This window comes from Micromonospora sp. A3M-1-15, from assembly GCF_024213425.1.
In the GTDB taxonomy this organism is placed as follows: Bacteria; Actinomycetota; Actinomycetes; order Mycobacteriales; family Micromonosporaceae; genus Micromonospora; species Micromonospora chersina.
The window spans coordinates 1,896,915-1,907,688 of record NZ_JANAVK010000001.1 but is presented as its reverse complement, the minus strand read 5'-3'; the positions used below and the strand labels follow the sequence as shown (position 1 = coordinate 1,907,688).

The 10,774-nt window shown below is 74.4% G+C and carries 11 protein-coding genes and 1 riboswitch; of the genes, 6 read left to right on the top strand and 5 right to left on the bottom strand.

Annotated elements, in window-relative coordinates; all coding sequences use genetic code 11:
• Positions 1–88: 88 nt before the first annotated feature.
• Positions 89–1,327: a type VII secretion-associated serine protease mycosin gene (gene mycP / locus NLX85_RS08945; RefSeq protein WP_254333226.1), complete on the bottom strand. Its 1,239-nt coding sequence runs from the start codon at positions 1,325–1,327 to the stop codon at positions 89–91.
• A gap of 59 nt (positions 1,328–1,386) precedes the next feature.
• On the bottom strand, positions 1,387–1,728 hold the full coding sequence (locus NLX85_RS08940) for a MarR family winged helix-turn-helix transcriptional regulator (RefSeq protein WP_254333225.1): 342 nt from the start codon (positions 1,726–1,728) through the stop codon (positions 1,387–1,389).
• Positions 1,729–1,946: 218 nt separating this feature from the next.
• On the opposite strand from NLX85_RS08940, the gene NLX85_RS08935 reads away from it, so the two are divergent.
• The gene (locus NLX85_RS08935; protein ID WP_254333223.1) at positions 1,947–2,615 is read left to right on the top strand and encodes a carbonic anhydrase; all 669 of its coding nucleotides are present in this window, start codon (positions 1,947–1,949) and stop codon (positions 2,613–2,615) included.
• A 63-nt stretch (positions 2,616–2,678) separates the two neighbouring features.
• Here NLX85_RS08935 and NLX85_RS08930 read toward each other — a convergent pair whose 3' ends face one another.
• Together NLX85_RS08930 and NLX85_RS08925 are read right to left on the bottom strand one after the other, a co-directional pair.
• A complete protein-coding gene (locus tag NLX85_RS08930; protein ID WP_254333221.1) occupies positions 2,679–3,698 on the bottom strand; it encodes a hypothetical protein in 1,020 nt (339 codons plus the stop codon).
• 3 nt (positions 3,699–3,701) lie between these two features.
• Positions 3,702–3,833, bottom strand: a riboswitch (cyclic di-AMP (ydaO/yuaA leader).
• 154 nt (positions 3,834–3,987) lie between these two features.
• Positions 3,988–5,313: a YibE/F family protein gene (locus tag NLX85_RS08925; protein WP_254333219.1), complete on the bottom strand. Its 1,326-nt coding sequence runs from the start codon at positions 5,311–5,313 to the stop codon at positions 3,988–3,990.
• A 199-nt stretch (positions 5,314–5,512) separates the two neighbouring features.
• Here NLX85_RS08925 and NLX85_RS08920 point away from each other — a divergent pair, with 199 nt between their 5' ends.
• Together NLX85_RS08920 and NLX85_RS08915 are read left to right on the top strand one after the other, a co-directional pair.
• A complete protein-coding gene (locus tag NLX85_RS08920; RefSeq protein ID WP_254333217.1) occupies positions 5,513–5,935 on the top strand; it encodes a DUF6153 family protein in 423 nt (140 codons plus the stop codon).
• An 85-nt stretch (positions 5,936–6,020) separates the two neighbouring features.
• Positions 6,021–6,647 (top strand): DUF305 domain-containing protein, encoded by a 627-nt coding sequence (locus tag NLX85_RS08915; protein WP_254333215.1) that lies wholly within the window; start codon positions 6,021–6,023, stop codon positions 6,645–6,647.
• 44 nt (positions 6,648–6,691) lie between these two features.
• On the opposite strand, the gene NLX85_RS08910 is transcribed toward NLX85_RS08915, so the two are convergent.
• Positions 6,692–6,991, bottom strand: coding sequence for a metal-sensitive transcriptional regulator (locus NLX85_RS08910; protein WP_046568942.1), 300 nt, complete (start codon positions 6,989–6,991; stop codon positions 6,692–6,694).
• A gap of 154 nt (positions 6,992–7,145) precedes the next feature.
• Between NLX85_RS08910 and NLX85_RS08905 the strand changes: the two genes are divergently transcribed.
• The 3 genes from NLX85_RS08905 to NLX85_RS08895 are packed head-to-tail and all read left to right on the top strand — an operon-like array spanning position 7,146 to position 10,642.
• Complete coding sequence (locus NLX85_RS08905) at positions 7,146–7,355, top strand: heavy-metal-associated domain-containing protein (protein ID WP_091314797.1); 210 nt, start codon at positions 7,146–7,148, stop codon at positions 7,353–7,355.
• Positions 7,356–7,391: 36 nt separating this feature from the next.
• On the top strand, positions 7,392–8,372 hold the full coding sequence (locus NLX85_RS08900) for a DUF748 domain-containing protein (RefSeq protein WP_254333213.1): 981 nt from the start codon (positions 7,392–7,394) through the stop codon (positions 8,370–8,372).
• A 14-nt stretch (positions 8,373–8,386) separates the two neighbouring features.
• The gene (locus NLX85_RS08895; RefSeq protein WP_254333211.1) at positions 8,387–10,642 is read left to right on the top strand and encodes a cation-translocating P-type ATPase; all 2,256 of its coding nucleotides are present in this window, start codon (positions 8,387–8,389) and stop codon (positions 10,640–10,642) included.
• Positions 10,643–10,774 lie beyond the last annotated feature (132 nt).

Sequence of the window (10,774 nt, the reverse complement as noted above, 5' to 3'; positions counted from 1 at the left end):
CGCGCCGGGGTCGGGGCCGTGGTGCTTTTCCGGGCCGGATCCCGCCGGACCGGTTCGGCGCCGGCACGGATCCCGGCGCCGGCCCCGGTCAGGCGTCCTGCGGGGCGCTCCGGCGGCCGGGGCGCCAGCCACGCCGCCGGCCCCGGACCAGGATCGGCCGCAGCGCCAGCAGGACCCCGGCCAGCAGCGCGCCGACCGCCGCCGCCCAGATCGCCACGGTGCGCTGCCAGGCCAGCGGATCGGTGTGCGGCGCCGGTGCCGGCATCGCGCCCAGCGGCGGGTCGCTGCGGGTGCCCAGCAGGCTGGTCACGGCCCGGTAGGGGTTGACCACGCCGTACCCGACCAGTGCGTTGTGCCCGTCCGGCGGGTTGTCGGCGGTGCGGGTGAGCCGGAACGCGACGTCCTTCGGGGTGATGTCCGGGTGCGCCGCCCGCACCAGCGCGGCGGCCCCGGAGACGTACGCGGTGGCGAAGCTGGTGCCGCCCTGCGGCTCGGCCCGGTAGCCGGCGCCCTGCGGGGCGGGGCCCACGATGTTCAGCCCCGGGGCGGCGATGTCCACATAGTCCCCGGTGACCGAACTGCCGACGTGCCCGCCGTTCTCGTCCACCCCGGCCACCGCGATGACCCCCGGGTACGCGGCCGGGTACGCCGGCTGGTCCTGCTGGTTCTCCTGCCGGTTGCCGGCCGCGGCCACCAGGATCACGCCCTTGCCGAGGGCGTAGTCGACGGCCGCCCTGAGCGCCGGGTCGTCCAGGGTGACCAGGGACAGGTTGATCACGTCGGCGTCGTGGTCGACCGCCCACCGGATGGCCTTGCCGATCTCGGCCGGAATGGACTCGTCGAAGGCCCGCTGGTTGTCGGCGAGCACGCGGACCGGCAGGATCCGGGCCTCCGGCGCGATCCCGGTGTACGGCGAGCCGGTGCCCTCCCGTCCGGCGATGATGCCGGCGATCAGGGTGCCGTGGCCAACCAGGTCGCACTGGCCGTTGAGCTTGGCGAGCTGGTTGAAGTCCTCGCCCGCGAGCACCCGGCCGCGCAGCAGCGGGTGGGCGGGGGAGACGCCGGAGTCGATGACCGCGACGGTGATGCCCTGTCCCTTGGTGACCCGCCAGGCCGCGGCCGGGTCGAGCCGGTTCAGCGCCCAGGGCGCCGCGGTGGGGGCGGGGCCGCCGGGCGGGCCGCACTTCGGGGCCGCCACGGCGGGAGCGGGCATCGCCAGCGCGCCGCCGAGGAGGACGGCCACCGACACTCCGGAGAGGACGGATCGGATCCGGTGCCCGGTACGGACGTGCTCCGTCGTCCCGTCCGGCCGCAAGCTGTCGCGCACGCGGTGAGATTACCGTCGCCGCGCCGTCCGTGCGGTGACGGGCATCCGCGGGACGGCGGTCAGCTCTCGGTCGCCGGCTCCGCGGCCGCGTCGGTGGTGAAGAGGGCGAGCAGGGCGCCCACCTGCTGGTCGGCCTCGGCCGGGTGCCGGAAGTGCCCGCTCGGGTTGATCGTGTACTCGTTGCGCCGGCCCACCCGGGTGCGGTGGAGGTAGCCGCCGGCTTCCAGGTCGGCGACGATCGCCTGGGCGGCCCGCTCGGTCACTCCCACCTCCTCGGCCACGTCCCGCAACCGCGCTGTGGGGTTGCGCGCGATGGCCAGCAGCACGTGCCCGTGGTTGGTGAGGAAGGTCCAGTTCCGGCCGCTCCCGTTCTCGCCTGGTGTCGTCGCCATGGTCGTCATGGTATGGCCCTTTCCCGCGTCTCCCGGTCCTGCCCCGGCCCCGGCCGGCACGGCCGGACCGAGCCCCGGCGCCGCCGTCAAGGGCGGCTCAACGTATGAAATGCGTATCACGTAAATCTTGACGTACCTTGGACTGCGTGTGACGGTTGGTGCCGAGGCCGCCTCCGTCGCCGGCCGGCTGACCAGGTCGTTTTCGCGCGAGGACGAGGTGAGGATGGATGCCGCCGACCACTCCCGAACAGGCGCTCGCCGAGCTCCAGGCCGGTAACCGGCGGTTCGTCACCGGTGCCCCGCGCCATCCGAATCAGGACGCCGGACACCGGGCGGCGGTCGCCGACGGGCAGCACCCGTTCGCCGTGATCGTCGGCTGTTCCGACTCCCGGCTCGCCGCCGAGATCATCTTCGACCGCGGCCTCGGTGACCTCTTCGTGGTCCGCACCGCCGGGCACACCGCCGGCCCCGAGGTGCTCGGCAGCGTCGAGTACGCGGTGACCGTGCTGGGCACCCCGCTCGTGGTGGTGCTCGGCCACGACTCGTGCGGCGCGGTCCAGGCCGCCCGCGAGGCGGTCCGCACCGGCACCTCGCCGTCCGGGCACCTCGGCGCGGTGGTGGACGCCGTCGCGCCCAGCCTGCTCCGGGCCGGCCGGGACGGCGTCGAGGACCTGGACGCCATCGTCGACATCCACATCGCGCAGACCGTCGAGGCCCTGGTGGCCCGGTCCGCCGTGCTCGCCGAGCGGGTGGCCGCCGGTGAGTGCACGATCGTCGGCATGTCCTACCGGCTGAGCGCCGGCGAGGCGCGCACCGTCGCCCAGATTCCGGCCACCGCGCCGGTCACGCCGGTGCCGGCCCCGGCCGCGCCCGCCGACCCGGCGCTCGCCGGCTGACCGACCCGCCGAACGTCGAGGGGCCGGCCCGCATCGCGGACCGGCCCCTCTCGGCGTATGGCGTCAGAGCAGCGACATGTGCACGTGGTCGGTGTGGTTGGAGGGCCCGCTGTAGGACTTCCAGCCGGTGGCCGGGAACCAGATCTGCCGGTTCCAGATCACGTAGTAGATGCCCAGCCGGTCGGCGTTGCGGATGAGGAAGGCGGCGACGTTGTTGCCGTACATCCGCTGGTCCTTGGTCCGCCACGGGGAGAAGCCGCTGTTCTGCAGCGACCAGTCGCAGGCCCGGCCCTTGGGATGCTCCCACGGCCCGCCGGGGCGGTAGCAGCCCACGAAGCGGTTGAAGCCGGCCCGCTTCACCTCCTTGTACGCGTGCAGTGTGCGCGAGGTGATGCAGCCCGAGGTGGTCGGGTCGTTCTCGCTGCACGACTCCGGCTTCCAGTCGCCGTCGGCGGTCCGGCCGGGGCCGATGCGGGCGACCGGAGAGGTGGCCGAGACCAGGCCGCCGGTGAAGCCGATCCCACCGACCAGCTGCAGCGCCTTCTCCGTCTCGGCCTTCTCGCGGGCCATCGCGTTCTTCTGCTTCTCCTGCTCGCGCACCTCGACGTCCAGCGCGATCTTGGCCTGCTCGGCGCGGTTCTTCGCGGCGTTGATGGCGGCGAGCTTCTGCGCGTTCATCAGGTTCAGCTCGTCGAGGGCGGCCGCCCGCCGGACGAACGAGTCGGGCGTGTTGCTGTCCAGCAGCATGGCCATGGCGCCCATCCGGCCGGTCCGGTAGGACTGCGCGGCCATCTGGGCCACCTGCGGGCTCAGCGCGTCGAATTCGTTCTGCGCCGCCTTCACCTCGAGGGCGAGCTGGAGCTGGCGCTTGCGCGACTTGTCCAGCTTCGCCTTGGCCTGGAGGTAGGCCCGGTTGGCGGTGTCGATGGCCTCGGTGATGAGGGGGTCGTCGTCGTCCTCGGAGTGCCCCGAGGGGGTGGGGGTGGTCGGCGCGGCCGTCGCCGGGGCCGGCCCCACCAGCACGGTGAGCGCGGCCACGACGGCCACCACGGGGGTCAGCCAGCGCCGCAGGGGTGCCGTCACAGTGTTCCCTTCCGTCGGCCGCCGACCGGGTTAGCTGACGGGTTCGGGACGGAAGTGGCCCCTACCGCTCGCGCGGATTCACCCCATGTACCTGGTTCCCCGGCTCGCCCGCGGGCGATTGGGCGGCGGCACCGCTGGCGCCGGTGCGCGCCTTCGGCGGTGACCGGCAGCGAGGTTACCCGAGAGTCCTCCCGGTGTTCTACGTCCGGAAGCCGACCAATAGCGAGATTTCGTCCTCGCCCAGCGTGACCAGGATCGCGTTTGGAATCCGTCATCACGCTGCGGAGTGTCACCATGCGGCCTCCGTGTTCCTGTCGCCGCCGGGCCACCCGCCGGTTCGCGGCCCGGGCGCCCCGCCGAGCGCCTCCAGCGCCTCGTCCCGCCCGGCCGGCGGCCGGGGCGCGGGAGGATCCGCCGGGCCCGCGGCGGTCCCGCGCCGCCCGGCGGTGGTCACCAGCGCGGCCAGCCCGGTGGTCAGCGGTACGGCGGCGATCAGGCCGAGCGTGGCCACCGCGCTGCGGACGATCTCCTGGGCCAGGAACTCGCTGGTGAGGATCTGGCTCACCGGCCGGGAATCGGCGACGAGCAGGAGCAGCAGTGGCAGCGAGGCGCCCGCGTACGCCAGCACGATCGTGTTGACCGTGGAGGCGATGTGCGCCCGGCCGACCCGGGTGGCCGCCCGGTAGAGGTGCCGGCGGGACAGCGCGGGGTTGGCGTGGGCCAACTCGGTGACCGTGGCCGCCTGGGTGACCGTGACGTCGTCCAGCACGCCCAGCGAGCCGATGACGATGCCGGCGAGCAGCAGGCCGTGCAGGTCCACGTCGCGCTGGAGCATCGACAGGGTGGTCGCGTCCTCGCTGCCGAAGCCGGTGAGGTGGGTGGCGGCCGTGGCCAGGGTGCCGAGCACCCCGGTCAGCACCAGGCTGCCGAGCGTGCCGAGCACGGCCACCGAGGTCTGCGCGGTGATCCCGTGGGTCAGGTAGAGCACCACGAACATGATCAGCGCGGCCCCCACGATCGCCACGAGCAGCGGCGGCTGGCCGGCGCCGATCCCGGGCAGCACGAAGCCGAGCAGGACGGCGAAACTCGCCGCGAGCCCGCCCAGCGCGGCCAGCCCGCGCCACCGGCCGAACGCCACGATCGCCACGGCGAAGAGCACCGCCAGCCAGACCAGCGGCGCGCCGCGCTGGTGCTCGGCGATGTTGTAGCTCTTCACCGCCGGGTCGGCCGGGTCGGTCAGCTCGACCAGGATCACCTCGTCGCCGACCTCGACCCGGGGCGCGCCGGGGCCGGAGGGCACCGGCGTCTCGACCTGCCGGCCGGCGTCCGGGCCCTGCTCGGCGGCGACGGTCACCGTGCCGCACGGCCCGGCGGAACCGCCCGGGCTCCCCTCCGGCGCCTCCGGGGTCGGCGGGCAGGGCTCGGTCACCACCCGGGTCACCGTGCCGTGGTAGCGGGGCAGCGCCGGGGCGTCCGCCGGTTCCCGGTCCTGCCGGGGCCAGAGCACCAGCGCGGCGACCACGGTGATCAGGAAGAGCGGCACCACCGTGGCGACCAGGATCCGCCGTACCCCCGGTGGGGCCGACGGAGCGGGACGGGTGTGGTCGGCGCCCATGGCGTCTCTCCCAACGATTCGCAACGGGATTCGTGTCTCCGGGGCCGGTCGGTCCGCCGGACCGGCTGGTGCGCCGCGGGACGGACGCGGGCCGGGTCGTCGCCCCGGAATGGTAGCCAGGCGGGTCGGGGACGCCCCGGGACACGGTGCTGCGGCGGTTCCGCCGGGGCGTGCCGGATGGGCCGGTTACCGTGGTGACATGGTGGGCTCGGCGGCGACCGGACGGTGGGTCCGGCTCCTGCTGCTGCTCTGCACGCTGGTCGGGCTGACCGCGATGCACACCCTGGGCCACGGAGCCCACTCCCCGTCGGGACACCCGGCGGGCCATCCGGCCGGGCACACCGCAGCGGTCGCCATGGTCGCGGACTGCGTGGGCGACGGCTGCCCGGCGCGGGCGCTGCCGCCGGCCGATCCGGGTGGGGATCCGTCCGGGTGGAGCGTCTGCCTGGCCGTCCTCGGCGCGTTCGCCGTCGCGCTGCTGGTCGTCGTGCTGCTGCGGACCGGCTCACGGGCCGCCGTCGCGGCGGCCCGCGGCGCGCTCCGGCATCCCACCGGCCCGCGCGCCCCGCCACCCCGGCTCTACGGGCTGCGCCTGGCGACGACGTCGGTGCTGCGCAGATAGGACGCCCGACGCGAGGGGACCGGACCACCGGCGCCCCGCGTCCGTCGTCCGCTGCGTACGTTCCGACACTGCGAAAGGCACACTCGTGTTCACTCGTACCATCGCGCGCCGGGCCGCTCTGGCCGGCGCGAGCGTCACCGTCGCTCTGGCCGTGGCCGCCTGTGGCGACGATCCGACGGCCGGCCACGGCATGCCGGGCGCGGCCGGCAGCGCCACGCCCGCCGCGGGGGCCTCGGCCTCGTTCGACGCCGCCGACGTGATGTTCGCCCAGATGATGATCCCGCACCACCAGCAGGCCGTGGAGATGTCCGAGCTGGCGGAGACCCGGGCGGCCGACCCGGAGGTGAGGAAGCTGGCCGGGCAGATCAAGGCGGCCCAGGGGCCGGAGATCGCCACCATGCGCGGCTGGCTCGCCGCGTGGGGCCGGCCGGCGCCCTCGATGAGCGCCGGGCACGGGATGCCGGGGATGGACCACGGCATGCCCGGGATGATGTCCGAGGCCGACCTGGCGACGCTGAGGGCGGCGTCGGGCACCGACTTCGACCGGCGGTTCCTCACCATGATGATCGCCCACCACGAGGGCGCCATCACCATGGCGAAGGAGGAGATCGCCCGCGGCGCCCACCCGGACGCCACGGCGCTGGCCCGGCAGATCGTCACCACCCAGCAGGGCGAGATCGACGCCATGAGGAAGATGCTCGACCGGCTCTGAGCCACGTGTCGGGTGCCTCGCCGGCGGCGGGGCACCCGGCCCGGTCAGCCGCGCTTCATGAGGCGGCCGACGGCGGCCATCATCTCGGTGGCCATCTCGTCGGCGCGGCCCTCGGCGGCGCCTTCGTGCATGCAGTGCCGGGCGTGCCCGTCCAGCAGGCCGAGGCCCACCTTGTCGAGCGCGGCCTGGATGGCGGAGATCTGGGTCAGCACGTCGATGCAGTAGCGGTCGTCCTCGACCATCTTCTCGATGCCGCGGACCTGGCCCTCGATGCGGCGGAGCCGCGCGAGCAGTTGGTCCTTGCTGGCGGTGTAGCCCCGGGTCGGGGTCGTCGGTGCGGTCATGACGTCAAGGATAGCGTACCCCTCGGGGGTATGGTACGGTCCTGTTCGTGGCCGATACCCCCACGGGGTAACGGTACAGAAAGTGGCAGCCGTCTCTCTTCCGCTTACCCCCAGGGGGTATATGATCGGAGGCGGCAGGAAGGGGAGATGCGCGATGGTCACCACCACGTACCAGGTGCAGGGCATGACCTGCGGGCACTGCGTCAACTCGGTCAGCACCGAGGTGAGCGCGCTGCCGGGCGTCACCGACGTCCAGGTCGACCTGGCCTCCGGCCGGGTCACCGTCACCAGTGAGAGCCCGTTGGACACGGACACCGTCCGCGCCGCCGTCGACGAGGCCGGTTACGACCTCGTCGGGGCGTGACGGGTCCGAAAGACCCGAAGAAACCGAGGTACCACGATGAACACGGCGACGAAACTGAGCGGCTTCGCCCTCGGCCTCGCGGCGGTGTTCGGCACGGCGTACGGGGTCGGCCACGCGGCCGGCCCCGTCACCCCGGCCGCCGAGACCCGCCACGACGCCACCGACGCCGGCCACGGCTCCGCCGGAGCCGACCACGGTGACGGCGGCCACACGGCCACCGCCACCGCCCACCTGCCCGGCGGGCTGCTCGTCTCCGAGCGCGGCTACACCCTCCAGCCGGTGACCGCCCCGGCGGGCGAGTTCGCCTTCCGCATCACCGGCCCGGACGGCCGGCCCGTCACCCGCTACGACGTCGCGCACGACAAGCGCATGCACCTGATCGTCGCCCGCCGAGACCTCTCCGGCTTCCGGCACGTCCACCCGGAGCTGGCCGCCGACGGCACCTGGCGGGTCGCCTCACCGCTCGCCGGTCCCGGCGTCTGGCGGGCGTTCGCCGACTTCACCCCGACCGGCGGAGGGCCGCTCACACTCGGGGTCGACGTCACCGTCCCCGGCGCGCTGGACACCCGGCCGCTGCCGGCCCCGGCGACCAGCACCACGGTCGACGGCTACACGGTCACCCTCACCGGCACCCCGGAGCCCGGCCGGACCAGCCGACTCACCCTGACCGTCAGCCGGGACGGCCGGCCGGTCACCGACCTCCAGCCCTACCTGGGGGCGTACGGGCACCTGGTGGCGCTGCGCCAGGGCGACCTCGCGTACCTGCACGTGCACCCGGAGGGCGCGCCCGGCGACGGGCGGACCCCGGCCGGGCCGGCGGTGACCTTCGCCGCCGAGGTGCCGTCGGCCGGCACGTACCGTCTCTACCTGGACTTCCGGCACGGCGACGCGGTGCACACCGCGGAGTTCACCGTGGTGGCCGGTGACCAGGCCGCTCCGGCGCCCGCCGCGCCGGCCCCCACGACCGCACCGACCCCGGACGCCGACCACGGCACCCCGGGTCACGGGCACAGTTGACAGGAGGTGCCGCGATGACATCGACCGCGAAGTCCCTGCCGGTCGCGCCGAACATGATCGAACTCGCGATCGGTGGCATGACCTGCGCCTCCTGCGCCGCCCGGATCGAGAAGAAGCTCAACCGGATGGACGGCGTCGAGGCCACGGTCAACTACGCCACCGAAAAGGCCAGCGTCCGGTACGCCGACGAGGTCACCCCGGACGACCTGATCGCCACCGTCGAGAAGACCGGCTACACGGCCGTCGTCCCGCCGCCGCCCACCCAGGTGGGGGCCGGGGCGACCGCGGAGCCGGTGGACGAGCTGCACGGGCTGCGTACCCGCCTGTGGGTGTCGGTGGCGCTGACCGTGCCGGTGATCCTCCTGGCCATGGTGCCGGCCTGGCAGTTCGACTACTGGCAGTGGCTGTCGCTGACCCTGGCCGCCCCGGTGGTCGTCTACGGCGGGCTGCCGTTCCACCGGGCCGCCTGGATCAACCTGCGGCACGGCGCGGCGACCATGGACACCCTGGTCTCGCTCGGCACCCTGGCCGCGTTCGGCTGGTCGCTCTGGGCCCTCTTCCTCGGCGACGCCGGGATGCCCGGGATGACCCACCCGTTCCGGCTGGACATCACCCGCACCGACGGGGCCGGCAACATCTACCTGGAGGCCGCGGCCGGGGTGACCGTGTTCATCCTCGCCGGCCGCTACTTCGAGGCCCGGTCCAAGCGGACCGCCGGCGCCGCCCTGCGCGCCCTGCTGGAGCTGGGCGCCAAGGACGTCGCGGTGCTGCGCGACGGGCAGGAGACCCGGATCCCGGTGGACCAGCTCGTGGTCGGGGACCGGTTCGTGGTCCGGCCGGGCGAGAAGGTCGCCACCGACGGCGTGGTCGACGAGGGCACCTCGGCGGTCGACGCCAGCATGCTCACCGGCGAGTCCGTGCCGGTCGAGGTGGGGCCGGGTGACACCGTCGTCGGCGCCACCGTGAACGCCGGCGGCCGGCTGGTCGTCCGGGCCACCCGGGTCGGCGGGGACACCCAGCTCGCCCAGATGGCGAAGCTGGTGGAGCAGGCGCAGACCGGCAAGGCGGCCGTGCAGCGGCTCGCCGACCGGATCTCCGGGGTCTTCGTGCCGATCGTGATCGCCCTGGCCGCCGGCACGCTGGGCTGGTGGCTCGGCACCGGCTCCGGGACGACCGCCGCGTTCACCGCCGCGGTGGCGGTGCTGATCATCGCCTGCCCCTGCGCGCTGGGGCTGGCCACCCCGACCGCGCTGCTGGTCGGCACCGGGCGGGGCGCCCAGCTCGGCATCCTGATCAAGGGACCGGAGGTGCTGGAGTCCACCCGCCAGGTCGACACCGTGGTGCTGGACAAGACCGGCACCGTGACCACCGGGAAGATGACCCTGGTCGACGTGCTGCCCGCCGAGGGTGAGGACGCCGCCGAACTCCTCCGGCTGGCCGGCGCGCTGGAGGCCGCCTCCGAGCACCCGATCGCCCGGGCCGTCGCCGACGGCGCCGCCGAGGCGGGACCGCTGCCCGCCGTCACCGGCTTCGCCAACGCCGAGGGCCTCGGCGTGACCGGCGCGGTGGACGGCCGCGAGGTGGTGGTCGGGCGGCTCCGGCTGCTGCGCGAGCGCGGTCTCGACGTACCCGAGGATGTCGCGCGGGCGGCGACCGGTGCGGAGGCCGCCGGCCGGACGGCGGTCCTGGCCGGCTGGGACGGGCGGGCCCGCGGTGTCCTCGCCGTGGCCGACGTGGTGAAGCCGACCAGCCGGGCGGCGGTCGCCCGGCTGCGCGAGCTGGGGCTGACCCCGGTGCTGCTCACCGGCGACAACACCACCGTGGCGAAGGCGGTGGCCGCCGAGGTCGGCATCGACGAGGTGATCGCCGAGGTGCTGCCGGCCGACAAGGTGGACGTGGTCGAGCGGCTCCAGGGTGAGGGGCGGACCGTGGCCATGGTCGGCGACGGCATCAACGACGCCGCCGCGCTGGCCCGGGCCGACCTGGGGCTGGCCATGGGCACGGGCACCGACGTGGCCATCGAGGCGTCCGACCTGACCCTGGTGCGGGGCGACCTGATGGCCGCCGTGGACGCCATCCGGCTCTCCCGGCGGACCCTCGCGATCATCAAGGGCAACCTGTTCTGGGCCTTCGCCTACAACCTGGCCGCCCTGCCGCTGGCCGCCGCCGGCCTGCTCAACCCGATGATCGCGGGCGCCGCGATGGCCTTCTCGTCGGTCTTCGTGGTGGCCAACAGCCTCCGGCTGCGCGGCTTCCGCCCGGTCGGCTGACCAGCCGCGTGCCGCCGGTCCCGGACTCCGGGGCCGGCGGCACCTCCGTTCACCCGGTGTGATGAAGGTGCGGTTGAGCGGGTGGCGGCCGGGGTACCTCAATCTCGTCAGGAACTGCTGAGTGGAGGTTCC

What these genes read in the sequence shown, in the direction of transcription:
- NLX85_RS08925 (WP_254333219.1), bottom strand. Translation starts at nt 5,313, where the DNA reads ATGGGCGCCGACCACACCCGTCCCGCTCCGTCGGCCCCACCGGGGGTA.
- NLX85_RS08910 (WP_046568942.1), bottom strand. Translation starts at nt 6,991, where the DNA reads ATGACCGCACCGACGACCCCGACCCGGGGCTACACCGCCAGCAAGGAC.
- NLX85_RS08940 (WP_254333225.1), bottom strand. Translation starts at nt 1,728, where the DNA reads ATGACGACCATGGCGACGACACCAGGCGAGAACGGGAGCGGCCGGAAC.
- NLX85_RS08935 (WP_254333223.1), top strand. Translation starts at nt 1,947, where the DNA reads ATGCCGCCGACCACTCCCGAACAGGCGCTCGCCGAGCTCCAGGCCGGT.
- NLX85_RS08920 (WP_254333217.1), top strand. Translation starts at nt 5,513, where the DNA reads ATGGTGGGCTCGGCGGCGACCGGACGGTGGGTCCGGCTCCTGCTGCTG.
- NLX85_RS08900 (WP_254333213.1), top strand. Translation starts at nt 7,392, where the DNA reads ATGAACACGGCGACGAAACTGAGCGGCTTCGCCCTCGGCCTCGCGGCG.
- NLX85_RS08895 (WP_254333211.1), top strand. Translation starts at nt 8,387, where the DNA reads ATGACATCGACCGCGAAGTCCCTGCCGGTCGCGCCGAACATGATCGAA.
- NLX85_RS08905 (WP_091314797.1), top strand. Translation starts at nt 7,146, where the DNA reads ATGGTCACCACCACGTACCAGGTGCAGGGCATGACCTGCGGGCACTGC.